We start from the raw sequence: 14,606 nt of genomic DNA on the forward strand, positions 1-14,606 counted from the left end.
CGCCCCGTCAGAAATACGAATAATTATTCGCATTCGCTAATCGCATTCCCCGGGGGCCTCGATGGCCGATCGCCGAAGCTCTTCAATTTCCTCGCGAAAACAGCCGCAACAGGCCCGCTCCAGCGAACTCGTCGCGGCGATTCTCGTTGCCGCTGTTCAGGTTTTGACGAAGGAGGGCGCGCAGCGTTTCACCACGGCGCGGGTGGCCGAGAGGGCCGGCGTCAGCGTCGGCTCGCTGTACCAGTATTTTCCGAACAAGGCGGCGATCCTGTTCCGGCTGCAGAGCGACGAGTGGCGGCAGACCACGACCCTGCTGCGTGACATCCTCGAGGACGCAAAACGGCCGCCACTCGACCGGCTGCGCACGCTGGTGCACGCCTTCGTCCGCTCGGAATGCGAGGAGGCCGCGGTGCGCGTCGCGCTTGGTGACGCCGCGCCGCTCTATCGCGATGCGCCGGAAGCGCGCGAGGCGCGGGGGGCGGGCGAGCGTATCGTCCAGGCCTTCATGCGCGCGGCATTGCCGAAGGCGTCCGACGCGGTGCGCGCGATGGCCGGCGATCTGATCGCGACGACGCTGAGCACGGTCGGCAAGGATTTTTCGGAAAGCCCACGAACGCAGGCGGAGATCGAGACCTACGCCGACGCCATGGCCGACATGTTCTGCGCCTATCTGAGGAGCCTTGGACGACGCTGAAGCGTCTGCAATCGCGCCGCGGCCGCGCCACGCGTAGCCCGACAGGGCGAAGCGTGCTGCCCAACCCGGATCCTTCGCGGCCGTCCTTCAAACCGCCGCTTTAGCGGTCCATCGACAATCCCCGCCGGGCGTCGTCTCCCGGGTGAAACACGTCATAAGCGGAGTTCCGCTTCGCAATTGACCTGGCGCGCAGCGCGGCGTCAGATCGCGGCAAATATTCTTCCTCGATCTCGGCCGGGTATGTTAGGCAACGGTTCGTTGGCCGGTCGTCCCTATAAGGAAGTCACTGACGCCTTGCGGGCTGGCTCGAGGCGTGTCGCAACGTGCAGCCCCAATCGCAGGCAGATGATGTCCGACGGAGATTTTCAGATGAAGTTTGTTCCCCTCGCGGCGTTTCTCATCCTTGCCTGTCAAGTTATTGCTTGCCACGGCGCCGCCGCTCAAACGTCCGGATGCTCGGCGATCAGCAACGCCAATGACCGGCTGACCTGCTATGACAAGGCTGCAGCGATCACGGGTGGAAGCCCGGACAAGGGCAAGACCGCCTTATCGGATCCGTCGGCCAAGCGTGGCAGCGTCGTCGAGATGCTTGCTGATGAAAATGCAAAGCTGAACGCCAAGCTCAAGACCATCTGCCGCGGCTGCTGACGCTGCCCAATGGCAAGCGATCTGATCGCAATGACGCTGAGCGCTGGCCGCAGGAGCCGAGCAGCCGGCGCAATTGCTCCGAGAGCATGATCGCAGTACCGCTTCACGCCGAACTCGGTTATCAGAAGCGTCCCGGCGGAAGCCCCGCCGCGATCCGAGAAGAGGGCCAGTTCGCTGGCAAGCAATTGTGAAGCTCGAACAACGTCTGCACGAACTCAACATCGAGCTGCCGATGTCGGCGGCGGCCGGCGGCGCCTATGCGCCGGTGGTGGTCCACGGCGACACCATTTATGTCAGCGGCCAGCTTCCGCGCGACGGTGACAAGGTGCATGTCGTCGGCCAGGTCGGCCGTGATGTCACATTGGAAGACGCCAAGCGGGGTGCACGGCTCGCGCTGATCCGCGGACTGGCCGCGATCAAGGCGCATCTGGGCTCGCTCGACAATGTCACGCAGATCTTGAAGCTCACTGTGTTCGTGCACAGCGCCGCGGATTTCAGCGGTCGGACGGCGGTCGCCGACGGAGCATCGGAGCTCATCAGGGAGCTGTTCGGTCCCGAGCGCGGACTGCACACCAGGACGAGCGTCGGCGTCGCGCAGCTTCCGCGCAACGCAGCGATCGAGGTCGAGTTGATCGCAGCGCTGGCGGGCTAGGCAGACGGCTGCTTCGAGTGCCACGGCCGCGCCGGGCAGGGCGGCCGTTTCAACTATCTGACCCCGGCACTGGCGCAGATCGCGTTGCCGGTGGACTCGTTCATCGCTTTCCTGCGCGAGGCGCCGAACGACATGCCGTTCATTCCCGGAGCGCGTGCTGTCCGACAAGGATGCCGCCGACATCCCCGCCTTCCTCGGCTCGCTGCCGGGCCCGAGGCCCGCCAAGGATATCTCGCCGATCTTGAGCAAGTGAGGGAATTGCAGCTTTCGCGCGGCTGCGCCACGCGGTACCCGGGCGTCCGCCTTCGCCAAGGCTTCGGCGGGACAGCCTTCGCTGCTTCGCACGGATAGAATTTGCGCTTGGCTCGCCAAGCCGTAGCTGCGAAGCAGCGAAGGCTGGTGCCCCTGGCCGGAATCGAACCAGCACTCCTTGCGGAACTCGATTTTGAGTCGAGCGCGTCTACCAGTTCCGCCACAGGGGCATTCGCCAGCTCCCGGCCGGGAAAACGGCCAGGGGTTGCGAAGCGCCGCGGACTATAGCGGCCGGCCCGTCACGGTCAACCCGCGCGGATGTGATTGTCCCGCGCCTCGACAGCGGTATTTTCGCGCGATACGACCCGGATCGAGTATGAAGCAGAGCCATGACCCGCCCTGACGATGCTCGCAGGAGGAATGCCGTGACGACCGCCACCGCCCATCCGTCGCATGCTTCCGCCGCCGGCAATCCGGCGCTGAGCTCGGCCCTGGCGATTGCCGCGATTGCGGCGGCGACGCTGGCCGGCGCCTGGTTCTTCCAGCTGGTGCTGGAGATCATGCCCTGTCCGCTCTGCCTCGAGCAGCGCTATGCCTATTACCTCGCGATCCCGCTCGGCGTCGTGGTCGCGCTTGCGGCGGCCCGCGGCGCCCCGCGGTGGTTGCTGCTTGCAGGGCTCGTGATCCTCGGCCTCGCCGCGCTCGCCAATGCCGGGCTCGGCGCCTATCACGCCGGCGTCGAATGGGGTTTTTGGCCGGGGCCGACCGATTGCACCGGACCGCTGGTGGATTTCGGCAAGGCCGGCTCGCTGCTGGATCAGCTCGACAAGGTCAAGGTGGTCCGCTGCGACGAGGTGCAGTGGCGCTTCCTCGGCATCTCGCTCGCCGGCTACAACGTGCTGATCTCGCTGCTGATGGCCGCGATCGCCGGCTGGGGCGTGGCGAAGGCGGCCAAGGTCTGACGTGAAGGCCTGACAGAACAGGCCCTGACTCAACCGATCTATTTCTTCTTTCCCGGCGCGAAGCTCGGCTGTCCGCCGCCCTTCAGGCTGGGGGCCGCGGCGATCACCTTGACCTTCTCCTTCTTGGGCTTCTTGGCTTCCCGGTTGCTGCGTCGCTCGCCTTTGGACATGACGGTCTCCATTGTGCTTATCGAGAGGATCGGATCGATCCGCCAAAGCTTGGCCGTTGGGGGGCAGGCTCTGACGTCGACGTGGATTTGCCTGTGCGAAGCAATGGCGGCTTCGCGAAAACGCGTGAGGTGTGGAGGAGAGCCGCTGCGATCACACCAAAGCAGGCAGCAGCGGAACGACGATGGATGCCACGATCCATTCGGCCAGCCGAAAATTGCCGCAAGAGATGCTTCCTGTTCATTGCGGCGGCAGCGCGCGCGGCCCTCAGTCACCGGCCGATGCCGTGGGGACACGCGATGATCATCGAGCGTAGGCCGATGTCACCCAAATAGCGAGCGCGAAAGTATCCGGCGGCGCTGCGGCAACAACGCACAGCACGCAATGGCAAGCGTCCCGTCGCTCTGGTCCCGGCAACACAGCCGGAAAAGCCCAGAAAGCTGTGGCTATTGCGGCCGAAGGGGCGCATGCTCGCCGTGGGGTCGCACTGCCGCAAGACGTTTCGCAAGAGGCCGGCCCGTGACCATCCGCTCACAACGTGAAGTCGTCACCTTCCGGCATCCATTCCGGATTAGAGGCATCGATCGTGAATTGCCTGCAGGGGCCTATGAGGTGATTACCGACGAAGAGGCGATCGAAGGGCTCTCATTCGCGGCGTTCCGCCGTGTCGCCACGATGATCATCGTGCCGGCACAAGGCTCGCGCGGACTGGCGACGGAGATGGTGTCGATCGGCTCGGTCGATCTCGCGGACGCCCAGCGTATCGACGCGAGCACATCCAATGACTGACGAGCCGCTCGACCTCGATCGCCACCGCGGCATGGCGGCGCAGAAGGCCACCGATATTCGCCGTGCGCTGGCGGAAATCGAGACCCACGCGAGGGATCTGCGCGAACGTCAGGCCGCGCTTGAAACCGGACTGCTGGCGGCACCCGCGACGTCGTGGCCGGAGGTCGCCGCCAAGGCGCGCTACGTCCTGAATCTGTACGCAGCGAGCCTGCCGCCGGAGGATACAAGGCATCGCGATCTGGTCACGGCAATTCTCGAGGATTTTGTCCGGCTCACCGAGCCGCGATAAGCCAGGACCACTGCGCGGCTTTGAAGGAACCGGTCACATGACGCTTAGGCAGGGTCGCTTCATCAGCTACGAGTACGACAGGATGGTCGTGCTGTTTTCGATGCACGACGACCAGAAGGAGATCCATTGCGCGATCTCGACCTCCGCCATGGATGAATTGGAAGGTGGAGCGCTCGGGCGCGCGGGCCACCGCGAGACCCAGTTCATGCGCCTGCGCGAGCGCATCGAAGCCTGCGCCGACGGCAAGTACCAGGCGAAGGAGTTCGAGGGAGCGCCGCCCGGGATCGTCCTGCGCAGCATCGATTTCCGGAAGCAACGATAGCGGCTTCCCTGTGCGAAGGCCCTGACGCAGGTCAGGTGTTTCAAGGTGGAGGCTATCCCGCCGTCACCGTCCCCGACTTTGCGCGACAGACGAGCCTATGCTGATCAACGTGCGCCGCGTCCCCGTTGAGTTGTTGCTGTTGGCCAATGAGACGCTGATGCGCCTCAAGAGCCGGCGCAATCTCATCGCCACGTTGATGAGCGAGCAGCGCCCGAGATACGCGATCGCCGAGATACATGGTGCGAGCTGCCGGCTGGCCGCGTTATGGCGCGCAGTCGCGAGCGAGCGGCTCGAGGAATGGAACGAAGCCCAGCCCGATTCGGTCTATGCCCGGATCACCGGGCCCTTGTGGCGCGCTGCAGCGGCTGCGAAGCTGCAAACCGACCGGGACGAAGAGCTGTGGTTCGATCCCGTGGAGCTGACGGCGTTGGCGCGATCGTTCCGCGATCAGCCGAATCAGTCGACGGCCGAGGCATGATCGGGATTGGCGCTGCAGGGTGGGTAGAGCGTCGCGAAACCCGCCAGGCTTCCACGGTTAAAGCCCGTCCGCCTCTCAATCCGTCATGCTGAGGAGGCCGCGTTTGCGGCCGTCTCGAAGCATGCACGGCCACCAGCCGGGCCGTTCATCCTTCGAGGCTCGCCCAGCGGTGCAAGTGCACCGCAAGGCTCGCACCTCCAGCGACAACGGCGAAGCCGTTGCGCGGGGATGACGGTTGGTAGGTCAATCGTCGACGTCGTCCTGCGGCCGTCCGAACAGATGGATGATGCCCGGGGTCGAGATGGTGACGAACAGGAAGCGCGACAGATGGTGCGCGCCGACGAAGATCGGGTCGATGTGCAGCGTCAGCGCCAGCGCCAGCATCGCATCCATCGCGCCGGGCGCGAACGCGACCACGACGTCGGAGAGCCGGACATGGGTGGTGAAGCCGATCACTGCGACGAACACCGCGGAGATCAGAATCGCGATCGCGAACGAGCCGAGCCCGGCATTGACGTGGCTCAGCAGGGTCGAGGTCTTCATCCGCGCGAAGCGGGTGCCGATCAGCGCGCCGATGCCGACCAGTGCGACGTTGCGGATCCAGGGCGGCAGGCCGCCATCGACCAGCCCGGAGCCATGCAGCAGGCTGGAGGCGAGCATCGCGCCGAACATCCAGCTCGCCGGAAACTTGACCCAGCGCAGCAGCAGCGAAACGCCGATCGACCCGGCGACCAGCGCGGCAAGTCCGAGCGGTGAGGCGACCGAGGTCGGCAGTGACGGCGGTGCGCCGTGCGTCACCCCGGTCAGCGCCAGCACCAGCGGCAGCGCCGCGGTCAGGATGATCACGCGCATGGTCTGCACCACGGCGATCGCCGCGACGTCGGCGCCTTTTTCCGCGGCCAGGATCGTGATCTGCGACAGCGCGCCGGGGCTGCCGGCGAGGAAGGCCGAGGTCTGGTCCCAGCCATGGACGCGCTGCAGATAGAGGCTCGAGCCGAAGGTCGAGCAGAACGTCGCCAGCGCCAAGAGGCCGATGGTGAGCGGATAGGAACTCATATGCTGCAGCAATTGCTGCGACATCAGCGAGCCCAGCGAAATGCCGAGCAGCAGCAGCACCGACTGCGTCAGCACCGGCGGCACCGCGAGCGGCCGCCCCATCAGCGCGGCGATCGCAACCGCAGCCATCGCCCCCGAGATCAGGCCGCCCGGCAATTCTGCCCACAAAAACAGCAAGCCGCCGGCGGCGCCGATGACGAGTGTCTCGAGCCCGTTCAGAACTTTGCTGCGGTCGGGAATGGCCGTTGCCATCGAAGCGCGGATCAGGGTCACGCCGCCTTATGGCAAATTCGCAACCACGGGACAAATGCATCTCGCGATTGCAGCATTGCGCCGGAAAACGCGGGCGCCTCGCCTGGCGCACATATTTTCACCCGCTCGCAAACGGGCCGGGGATCAAGACCACTATCCCCACAAACTCGTCATGCCCGGGCTTGTCCTGGGCGTTTTGACGCGAAAGAAAGACGTGGATGGCCGGGACAAGCCCGGCCATGACGGTACGGGAAAGTCCGCAATTTACTTCGTGGCCGCCGGGGCGGCGGCGGGCGCTGCCGACTTGTCGCCGGCTTCCTTGATGCACGCCTTGCGAAACTTCTTGCGCTCCTTGCCCTTCAGGCCCTTCTCGTCGGCCTGCTTCGAGCAATCAAGCGAGGCGGCGCTGCGCGGCTTGGCTTCCTTCGGCGCCTTGGCCTGGGCCGCGGGAGCGGCGTCCTTGGCGGCAGGCGCGGCGGTTTGCGCGAAGGCGCCGCCCATCAGCAGCAGGGAGGCAAGGGCGGTTGCGGTCGCGAACGTCGAAATCTTCGTCATGAAGGCACCTCGTGAGGAAAGGAGGCCGAAACGTTGCGCGGCGATGCTGAACCGTGGATGAACGTGCGGCGGTCCTGCCGCCACAATATTTTGACGGGGAGGCGCGTCCGCGCGTTGTCGCAAGTCGGGGTTGCGCTAGGATAATGGTCTTATGCCAATGCCCCCAAAGGGAGACCAGGGATGACCATTCAAACCAGATTGTTGTGTGTGATTGCGGTGTCGGGCTTTGCAGCCTTTGCGGCGAGCGCACCGGCGCAGGCCCTGACCGCGCAGGAATGCAGCGCCAAGTACCAGGCGGCCAAGACAGCCGGCACCCTCGCCGGCCAGAAGTGGAATGATTTCCGCAAGGCTCAATGCGGCGCTGACGCGACCCCGGCCGCAGCGCCCGCCGCTCCGCCGCCCGCTGCCGCCGCGCCCCCTCCGGCCGCGCCGAAGGAAGCCAAGAAGGAAGCCGCTCCCGCCGCAGCCCCGGCGCTGCCGGCAGGTCCGGCCGTGTTTCCGAACGCCATCGATCCCAAATATGCCAAGGAGTCCGAAGGCAAGGGACGCATGCACACCTGCGTCGACCAGTACAACGCCAACAAGACCACGGGCGGCAATGGCGGCCTGAAGTGGATCCAGAAGGGCGGCGGCTATTACAGCGAATGCAACAAGCGCCTGAAGGGCGCCTGAGGCCAGCCACATCTGTCATCGCCCGCGCAGGCGGGCGATCCAGTACGCCGCGGCGTCTCGGCTCAAGCATTGGCGTCTCTGGAATACTGGATCACCCGCATGCGCGGGTGATGACACCGATGGTGAGGCAAGACACTCGATGTGGGAGCGGCCGGCGCGAGCTGGCCGCTCTTCTGTTGGCTCCAGATCTACTGGTCGTCCGTGAGCAGCTTGTCCGCCGACTGCGCCAGCAGTTGCGCGCGCTTGCGCGGGCCGCGCTCGAGAAACAGCAGGCTCTGGCCGAAGATGAAGCAGTAGAACAGGAAGGCCTGCGCATCGGCCTCCTCGGCCGCTAGGCCGGTGGCGCGATAGAGCTGGCCGACATTCTTCAGCCGCGCGGCGTCGACGCTCGCGGCGGCAGTGGCCGCCGCCTCGTCGGTGCGCGCCCATTGCCGGATCGCGAGCTCGACCGCCATCGCTTCGGTGTTCATGCGCTCCGAATAGAGCGTGATGATCGCCTTCAGCCGCTCGCGCGCGCTCGCGCCGTCGAGCGCGGTCTGCTTCTCGATCGCGGCGATGCGGCCGTCGCGCCAGCGCGTCAGCATGGCCTCGAGCAGCGCGGCACGGTCCCGAAAGCGGCGGTAGAAGCCGCCCTTGGTGACGCCGAGATTCTTCGCCAGCACCTCGACCCGCACACCGTCGACGCCGCTATGCGCGAGTTCGGCGAAGCCGGCCGCGACCCAGACATCGCCCTTGGTTTCAGTCATGTGATCTCCGCAGACCCCTCTGATACGGTACCGTATTGTTAGCCTGCTTCCTCCTTGATACGCTACCGTATCAAACAATAAGGGAGAGTACGATGGAGGGCGAGGCGACCTACCGCGGCGCGGTCTATCCGTGGCATTGCGACCACATAGGCCACATGAACGTGATGTGGTATGTCGGCAAGTTCGACGAGGCGAACTGGAACATGTTCGCGCGGATCGGGCTGACGCCGACCTATCTGCGCGAATCCGGCTGCGGCATGGCCGCCGTGCAGCAGACCATCTCCTACAAGCGCGAGCTGCTCGCCGGTGACATCATCGAGGTCAAGAGCCGGCTGATCGAATTCCGCGACAAATCGATCCGCTTCCTGCATGAGATGCGCAACGCGGAGACCGGCGAGGTCGTCGCGACCTGCGAGATCGCGGCCGTGCATATCGACCGCGCGGCGCGCAAATCGGTGCCGTTCGCGCCGGCGATCCGCTACGCCGCGATGCCGCACCTCGTGCCCGCAGAACCTGCGATCGCGTGACCGCCATGCCGCGTTTCGAACCGAAGAATCCCGACTATCGCGCAGTCGCGACCGCGACATTCGGGCGCCAGCGCGCGATGCAGACGCTCGGCATCTCGATCGCGCGCATCGAGCCCGGCGAGGTCGATCTCGCAATGCCCTATGCGCCGGAGTTCTGCCAGCAGAACGGCTTTGTGCATGCCGGCATCATCACTGCTGGCCTCGACAATGCCTGCGGGATCGCCGCCTTCACGCTGATGCCCGACGGCTCCGACATCCTCACCGTGGAGTTCAAGACCAACCTTCTGGCGCCGGCCCGCGGCGAGCGGTTCGTGTTCTGCGGCGTCGTGGTCAAGCCCGGCCGTACGCTGACCGTCTGCGACGGCAGGGCTTACGCGGTGCAGGACGGCGTCGAAACGCTGATCGCGACCATGAGCGGAACGCTGATGGCGTTGCAGCGGCGGGCGTAAGTTTGCGCTACCGACTTTTCCGTCCTTCGGGCGCAATCTATCACCGTCACCCTGAGGAGCCGCGCTTGCGCGGCGTCTCGAAGGGTCGACGGCCCCACTCTCGGCGAAGAAGCAACGTGTGGCAACATCCGGGCCGTGCATCCTTCGGGGCTCGCCCAGCGGCGCAAGTGCGCCGCAAGGCTCGCACCTCAGGATGACGGTGCTTGGGGAGACGCATTGACAAGCTCCCGCCACAACGACCTGATACGCGGATGCTTCACGTGAGCGTCTCGTCATGATCGCCAGCCTCAGCCTGATCCTGCTCTGTCAGCTGGTCGGCGAGGTCGCCGTGCGGGCGCTTGGCGTGCCGGTGCCGGGGCCGGTGGTCGGGCTGGTGTTCCTGCTGTTGCTGCTATTGGCGCGCGACCGCTTTCCGGCGCTGGCGCGCGGGCCGCTCGGCGATGACGGCGTCGAGAGTGCGAGCCGCGCCATGCTGGCCAATCTTTCGCTGCTGTTCGTTCCGGCCGGCGTCGGCGTGGTGCAGAAGCTCGATCTGCTCGCCGAGCACGGCATCGCGATCCTGGTGATCCTCGCGGTTTCGGTCATCGTGACGCTGCTGGCGACGGTCGCGACCTTCGTTGCGGCGAGCAGTCTGCTGCCGCGCGAGGAGGACAGGCCGTGAGCGATAATCCGTTCTCGCTCTGGGTCTATCTCTCGCAGTCGCCGCTGCTCTGGCTGACCGTGACGCTGCTGATCTATGCCGTGACCGATGCGGTGTCGCTGAAGACAAGGCGGCATCCGCTCGCCAATCCCGTGCTGCATTCGCTCTGGATCATCGGCGCGTTCCTGCTCGTGACGAAAACCTCCTACACCACCTATTTTGCCGGTGCGCAGTTCGTGCACTTCCTGCTCGGACCTGCGACGGTCGCGCTGGCGGTGCCGCTCTATGAGAACCGCAGGCGGGTCGCGGCCGCGATCCTGCCGATGCTGGTTGCGCTCGCGGTCGGGTCGCTCACGGCGATCGTCTCGGTGGTGCTGCTGGCGCAGGCGTTCGGGCTGCCGCGCGACATCATCCTGTCGCTGGCGCCGAAATCGGTCACCGCCGGCGTCGCGATGGGCATCAGCGAATCGCTGCATGCCGATCCGTCGTTGACGGCGGTGTCGGTGATCCTCACCGGCATCATGGGGGCGATCATCGTCACCCCGTTGATGAACTTCACCGGGATTACCGACTTCCGCGGCCGCGGCTTTGCCGCCGGCATCGCCGCCCATGGCATCGGCACCGCGCGGGCCTTCCAGGTCGACGAGGTCGCCGGCGTCTTTGCCGGGATCGCGATGAGCCTGAACGCGCTGGTCACCTCGCTGCTGGTGCCGCTCGCGGTGACCTATCTGGTGCGCTGACCTCGGGTGCAGGGCAGTTTTGTGCTGTTGGGATGGCGCTCGGCAGCAAATCCTTCTAGGGTCGCGGCCTCAAACGTGAGTCTGTTCCCCTTGGTGTTCTCCGCAACTCAAAGCGTGCTTGGGCTGGCATCGGGCCTGCTGGTCGGCTTTTCGCTTGGCCTGGTCGGCGGCGGCGGGTCGATCCTTGCCGTGCCGCTGATGGTCTATGTGGTCGGCGTGCCCGAGCCGCATGTCGCGATCGGCACCTCGGCGATCGCGGTCGCCGCCAATGCCGCGATCAACCTCTCCAACCACGCCCGCGGCGGCACCGTGATCTGGTCCTGCGCGCTGGTGTTCGCGCTGTCGGGCATGTGCGGGGCCTTCGGCGGCTCGATCCTCGGCAAGATGCTGGAGGGGCAGAAGCTGCTCGCGTTGTTCTCGCTGGTGATGCTGGCGATTGCGGGCCTGATGCTGAAGACCCGCGCGCGGGTCGGAGTGACCGACGTCAAGATCTCGATGTCCAACATGCCCGCGATCATCGGCCTCGGGCTGACGACCGGAACCATGTCCGGCTTCTTTGGCATCGGCGGCGGCTTCCTGATCGTGCCGGCCCTGATGCTGGCGACCGGTATGCCGATCATGAACGCGGTCAGTTCCTCGCTGGTCGCCGTCACCGCCTTCGGCATGACCACGGCGTTGAGCTATGCGTGGTCCGGGCTGGTGTCGTGGGGGCTGGCGGGGCTATTCGTCGCCGGCGGCGTCGCAGGCGGCCTGATGGGCACACGCAGCGCCCGGCACCTGTCGGAGCGGCGCGGCGCGCTTAATATCGTGTTTGCGACTGTGATTATCGTGGTGGCGATCTATATGCTGCTGCGTAACATCAATGTGTCCTGAACGTAGAAGGGCGAAGTGCCCTTGCGAAAGCCAGCCATGAACCATCTGACGAAATCGCCTCTGACCAACGCCGGTGCCACCCGCCGCGGCGCGCTCGGCCTGCTCGGTGCCGGCATCGCGCTGTTGGCCGCAGGCGGCGCGCGCGCCGAGGACGACAACGTTCTGACCGAGGCGCAGGTGTTGCGCGATCCGGATATCCCGGTGATCGGCAACCCCAAGGGCGACATCACCATCGTCGAATGGTTCGATTACAACTGCCCGTATTGCCGCAAGCTCGCGCCGGAACTGCGTCAGGTGGTGCAGGACGACGGCAAGGTCCGCCTCGTGCTGAAGGACTGGCCGATCCTCGGGCCGGTCTCCAAGGTCGCGTCGCGGATGGCGCTGGCGGCAAAATACCAGGATAAGTTCGAGGCTGCGCATGAGGCGATGATCTCGGTCAATTCGCGCATCACCGAGCCGCGCATCGCCGAATTGCTCTCGGGCGCCGGCCTCGACATGGACCGGCTCAAGAAGGATCTCGACGCCAACGCCAAGGCGATCGATGCGATCCTGGCGCGCAACAACGAGCAGGCGCTGGCGTTCGGCTTCAACGGCACGCCCTCGTTCATCGTCGGCAAGTATCGCGTGCCGGGCGTGCTCAGCATGGATCAGTTCGAGCAGGTGATCGCCGACGCCCGCAAGGCCAATATGGGCCGCAACAACGAAAAGAACTTGTAACGCCTCATCCGAGGAGCTTGGTAAGACGTTCGCTAGAAACAATCATGGCCTCTCCGGCGCCGGAGAGGCCATTTGCTTTTGTGCTGGTTTGAAATCAACCGTTACTTCTCGGCGACCTTGGTCCACTGCTCACGGACACGCGTCTTCAACAGATTCCAGTCATGGGCCGCGACGTCCCAATTGACGATGGTGCGCGTGTCCCGCGCGACCTCGCCATTGGCCACGCTCGACGTCCGCGCCGAATCGTAGACATAGACGCCGCATATCAACAGCAGCGCACCCAAAATCATGCCGAAAAACGTCCGCATCGCTTAATCCCTCCGGTGTCGGAAGGATAACGTCGTGGGGCTCGGTGTGGTTCCGGCGATCAATCAACTGCGCCCAAACACCCGCATCACATAATCGATGAACACGCGAACCCGCGGCGAAAGCTGGCGGTTGCGCGGATAGAGCAGGGATACCGGCACCGACGGCGGCGGACATTGCTGCAGCACCGGCACCAGCGTGCCGTTGGCGAGATCGGTTTCGGCGTGGAAGCGCGGCACCTGCACGAGGCCGAGGCCGAGTTTGGCGCTCGCCAGATAACTTTCGGGGCCGGTCACCGACATCGGCGCGGGCAGTGGAAATTGTTTGAGTGCGCCGTCGATCACGAACTCCATTGGCCGCACGCGTCCCGTCGTCAGCGAGCGAATGCCGATCATGCGATGGCCGTCGAGCGCGAACGGATCGGTCGGCATGCCGAAGCGCGCGAAGTAATCCGGCGTGGCGCAGGTCAGCCGCTCCAGCATCGTCACCCGCCGCGCGATCATGTCGCTGTCGGGCAATTGGCCGAAGCGCAGCACGCAGTCGACGCCTTCGCGGATCAGATCGACCCAGCGATCGCTCTCGCTCATGTTGATTTCGATGTCGGGATACTCAGCGAGGAAGCCCGGCAGGTTCGGCAGCAGGAAGTGCCGTGCCAGCGTGCGCTGCACCTCGAGCCGCAACAGCCCCTTCGGCCGCGCGCCGCCGAACGCGCCCTCGGCGTCTTCGAGGTCAGAGATCAGCGACAGGCAGCGGCGGTAATGCGCCTCGCCGTCGAGCGTCGGCCGGACCGTGCGCGTGGTGCGCTCGAGCAGCCGCACGCCGAGCCGCGCCTCCAGCCCCTTCACCGCGTCCGTCACCGTCGAGCGCGGCAGGCCGAGGTCGTCGGCGGCCAGCGAGAAGCTGCGCCGTTCCACCACCCGGGTGAACACCCGCATCGCGTCGAAGCGGTCCATCTATTGTCCGAAAATAACGAATAGTGATGTCAGAATATGCATGATTATCCGGCTAGCGACAAGGAATAGCGTCCTCCCATCGAACGCGGCTCGGCCGCACAACCAGATGGGAGACTGAAAATGACCAACCAAGCCAACAAGGTAGCTCTGGTGACGGGTGCCTCGCGCGGAATCGGCGCGGCGGTTGCCGAGCGCCTCGCCAGGGACGGCTTCACCGTCGTCATCAACTACGCCGGCGACGCCAAGCCCGCCCGGGCGGTCGCCGACCGGATCGAGGCCGCCGGCGGCCGGGCGCTGACGGCCAAGGCCGATGTCAGCGATGCCAACGCGGTGCGCGGCATGTTCGACGCGGCGGAAGCGGCGTTCGGCGGCGTCGATGTGCTGGTCAACAATGCCGGCATCATGAAGCTCGGCAAGATCGCCGACAGCGACGATGCCGCCTTCGACCAGCAGGTCGCGGTCAATCTGAAGGGCAGCTTCAACACCATGCGCGAGGCGGCGCGCCGGCTGCGCGACGGCGGACGCATCGTCAACTTCTCGACCAGCGTCGTCGGCACCAGGCTCGAGACCTACGGCATCTATGTCGCGACCAAGGCGGCGATCGAGTCACTGACCGCGATCCTGTCGAAGGAATTGCGCGGCCGCGGCATCACCGTGAATGCGGTCGCGCCCGGCCCGACCGCGACCGACCTGTTCCTGCACGGCAAGTCGGACGAACTGATCGACCGCTTCGCCAAGATGGTGCCGCTGGAGCGGCTCGGCACGCCCGACGACATCGCCAACGCAGTGTCGTTCCTGGTTGGTCCCGACGGCTCCTGGATCAACGGCCAGACGCTGCGCGCCAATGGCGGCCTGGTCTGACGCTT

At 65.5% G+C, this 14,606-nt stretch carries 22 protein-coding genes and 1 tRNA gene; 16 read left to right on the forward strand and 7 right to left on the reverse strand.

The genetic code is table 11. The features are described from left to right. The first annotated feature begins 61 nt into the window (after window positions 1–61). From HAP48_RS20475 to HAP48_RS20485, 3 genes are all read left to right on the forward strand, one after another. Window positions 62–694: a TetR/AcrR family transcriptional regulator gene (locus HAP48_RS20475; protein ID WP_166210760.1), complete on the forward strand. Its 633-nt coding sequence runs from the start codon at window positions 62–64 to the stop codon at window positions 692–694. Between the two features lie 369 nt (window positions 695–1,063). Continuing rightward, window positions 1,064–1,342, forward strand: coding sequence for a hypothetical protein (locus tag HAP48_RS20480; RefSeq protein ID WP_166210757.1), 279 nt, complete (start codon window positions 1,064–1,066; stop codon window positions 1,340–1,342). A 187-nt stretch (window positions 1,343–1,529) separates the two neighbouring features. Then, window positions 1,530–1,994, forward strand: a complete 465-nt coding sequence (locus HAP48_RS20485; RefSeq protein WP_166210754.1) for a RidA family protein — start codon at window positions 1,530–1,532, stop codon at window positions 1,992–1,994. Window positions 1,995–2,391: 397 nt separating this feature from the next. Here the strand turns inward: HAP48_RS20485 and HAP48_RS20490 are convergent. After that, window positions 2,392–2,476: transfer RNA gene (locus tag HAP48_RS20490), tRNA-Leu, on the reverse strand. A gap of 159 nt (window positions 2,477–2,635) precedes the next feature. Between HAP48_RS20490 and HAP48_RS20495 the strand changes: the two genes are divergently transcribed. Beyond that, the gene (locus tag HAP48_RS20495; RefSeq protein ID WP_224496522.1) at window positions 2,636–3,208 is read left to right on the forward strand and encodes a disulfide bond formation protein B; all 573 of its coding nucleotides are present in this window, start codon (window positions 2,636–2,638) and stop codon (window positions 3,206–3,208) included. 38 nt (window positions 3,209–3,246) lie between these two features. On the opposite strand, the gene HAP48_RS50050 is transcribed toward HAP48_RS20495, so the two are convergent. Then, window positions 3,247–3,378 carry a hypothetical protein gene (locus HAP48_RS50050; protein ID WP_256434592.1) on the reverse strand — a complete coding sequence of 44 codons (132 nt, stop codon included), beginning with the start codon at window positions 3,376–3,378 and terminating at the stop codon, window positions 3,247–3,249. A gap of 517 nt (window positions 3,379–3,895) precedes the next feature. Between HAP48_RS50050 and HAP48_RS20500 the strand changes: the two genes are divergently transcribed. The 4 genes from HAP48_RS20500 to HAP48_RS20515 all read left to right on the forward strand — a co-directional run bounded on the left by HAP48_RS20500 (window position 3,896) and on the right by HAP48_RS20515 (window position 5,254). Further along, complete coding sequence (locus HAP48_RS20500; protein ID WP_166210748.1) at window positions 3,896–4,165, forward strand: hypothetical protein; 270 nt, start codon at window positions 3,896–3,898, stop codon at window positions 4,163–4,165. Further along, window positions 4,158–4,454, forward strand: coding sequence for a hypothetical protein (locus tag HAP48_RS20505; RefSeq protein WP_029077633.1), 297 nt, complete (start codon window positions 4,158–4,160; stop codon window positions 4,452–4,454). Before HAP48_RS20500 ends, HAP48_RS20505 begins: the two co-directional genes overlap by 8 nt. Window positions 4,455–4,491: 37 nt before the next feature. Then, complete coding sequence (locus HAP48_RS20510) at window positions 4,492–4,776, forward strand: DUF1488 family protein (protein ID WP_029077632.1); 285 nt, start codon at window positions 4,492–4,494, stop codon at window positions 4,774–4,776. A 97-nt stretch (window positions 4,777–4,873) separates the two neighbouring features. Continuing rightward, a complete protein-coding gene (locus HAP48_RS20515) occupies window positions 4,874–5,254 on the forward strand; it encodes a hypothetical protein (RefSeq protein WP_210292666.1) in 381 nt (126 codons plus the stop codon). A gap of 243 nt (window positions 5,255–5,497) precedes the next feature. On the opposite strand, the gene HAP48_RS20520 is transcribed toward HAP48_RS20515, so the two are convergent. Both HAP48_RS20520 and HAP48_RS20525 read right to left on the reverse strand, forming a co-directional pair. Beyond that, complete coding sequence (locus HAP48_RS20520) at window positions 5,498–6,583, reverse strand: AbrB family transcriptional regulator (protein WP_420869884.1); 1,086 nt, start codon at window positions 6,581–6,583, stop codon at window positions 5,498–5,500. 243 nt (window positions 6,584–6,826) lie between these two features. Then, on the reverse strand, window positions 6,827–7,117 hold the full coding sequence (locus HAP48_RS20525) for a PsiF family protein (RefSeq protein ID WP_166210742.1): 291 nt from the start codon (window positions 7,115–7,117) through the stop codon (window positions 6,827–6,829). Between the two features lie 180 nt (window positions 7,118–7,297). Between HAP48_RS20525 and HAP48_RS20530 the strand changes: the two genes are divergently transcribed. Next, window positions 7,298–7,789, forward strand: a complete 492-nt coding sequence (locus tag HAP48_RS20530) for a hypothetical protein (RefSeq protein WP_166210739.1) — start codon at window positions 7,298–7,300, stop codon at window positions 7,787–7,789. A gap of 188 nt (window positions 7,790–7,977) precedes the next feature. On the opposite strand, the gene HAP48_RS20535 is transcribed toward HAP48_RS20530, so the two are convergent. After that, on the reverse strand, window positions 7,978–8,535 hold the full coding sequence (locus HAP48_RS20535; RefSeq protein WP_166210736.1) for a TetR/AcrR family transcriptional regulator: 558 nt from the start codon (window positions 8,533–8,535) through the stop codon (window positions 7,978–7,980). Window positions 8,536–8,627: 92 nt separating this feature from the next. Between HAP48_RS20535 and HAP48_RS20540 the strand changes: the two genes are divergently transcribed. The 6 genes from HAP48_RS20540 (at window position 8,628) to HAP48_RS20565 (ending at window position 12,481) form a co-directional block, all read left to right on the forward strand. After that, window positions 8,628–9,062, forward strand: a complete 435-nt coding sequence (locus HAP48_RS20540; protein WP_166210733.1) for an acyl-CoA thioesterase — start codon at window positions 8,628–8,630, stop codon at window positions 9,060–9,062. A gap of 5 nt (window positions 9,063–9,067) precedes the next feature. Then, window positions 9,068–9,511 carry a PaaI family thioesterase gene (locus tag HAP48_RS20545; protein ID WP_166210729.1) on the forward strand — a complete coding sequence of 148 codons (444 nt, stop codon included), beginning with the start codon at window positions 9,068–9,070 and terminating at the stop codon, window positions 9,509–9,511. A 274-nt stretch (window positions 9,512–9,785) separates the two neighbouring features. Further along, window positions 9,786–10,172 carry a CidA/LrgA family protein gene (locus HAP48_RS20550; protein ID WP_166210726.1) on the forward strand — a complete coding sequence of 129 codons (387 nt, stop codon included), beginning with the start codon at window positions 9,786–9,788 and terminating at the stop codon, window positions 10,170–10,172. Further along, window positions 10,169–10,891 (forward strand): LrgB family protein, encoded by a 723-nt coding sequence (locus HAP48_RS20555; RefSeq protein WP_166210723.1) that lies wholly within the window; start codon window positions 10,169–10,171, stop codon window positions 10,889–10,891. Before HAP48_RS20550 ends, HAP48_RS20555 begins: the two co-directional genes overlap by 4 nt. 93 nt (window positions 10,892–10,984) lie before the next feature. After that, complete coding sequence (locus HAP48_RS20560; protein ID WP_166216172.1) at window positions 10,985–11,764, forward strand: sulfite exporter TauE/SafE family protein; 780 nt, start codon at window positions 10,985–10,987, stop codon at window positions 11,762–11,764. A gap of 36 nt (window positions 11,765–11,800) precedes the next feature. Next, window positions 11,801–12,481, forward strand: a complete 681-nt coding sequence (locus HAP48_RS20565; RefSeq protein WP_166210720.1) for a DsbA family protein — start codon at window positions 11,801–11,803, stop codon at window positions 12,479–12,481. Between the two features lie 101 nt (window positions 12,482–12,582). Here HAP48_RS20565 and HAP48_RS20570 read toward each other — a convergent pair whose 3' ends face one another. Then, complete coding sequence (locus tag HAP48_RS20570; protein WP_166210717.1) at window positions 12,583–12,789, reverse strand: hypothetical protein; 207 nt, start codon at window positions 12,787–12,789, stop codon at window positions 12,583–12,585. A 63-nt stretch (window positions 12,790–12,852) separates the two neighbouring features. Continuing rightward, window positions 12,853–13,740 carry a LysR family transcriptional regulator gene (locus HAP48_RS20575; protein ID WP_166210714.1) on the reverse strand — a complete coding sequence of 296 codons (888 nt, stop codon included), beginning with the start codon at window positions 13,738–13,740 and terminating at the stop codon, window positions 12,853–12,855. Between the two features lie 120 nt (window positions 13,741–13,860). Between HAP48_RS20575 and HAP48_RS20580 the strand changes: the two genes are divergently transcribed. Then, window positions 13,861–14,601, forward strand: a complete 741-nt coding sequence (locus HAP48_RS20580; protein WP_166210711.1) for an SDR family oxidoreductase — start codon at window positions 13,861–13,863, stop codon at window positions 14,599–14,601. Window positions 14,602–14,606: the final 5 nt, after the last annotated feature.

Source organism: Bradyrhizobium septentrionale (assembly GCF_011516645.4).
Taxonomy (GTDB): Bacteria; Pseudomonadota; Alphaproteobacteria; order Rhizobiales; family Xanthobacteraceae; genus Bradyrhizobium; species Bradyrhizobium septentrionale.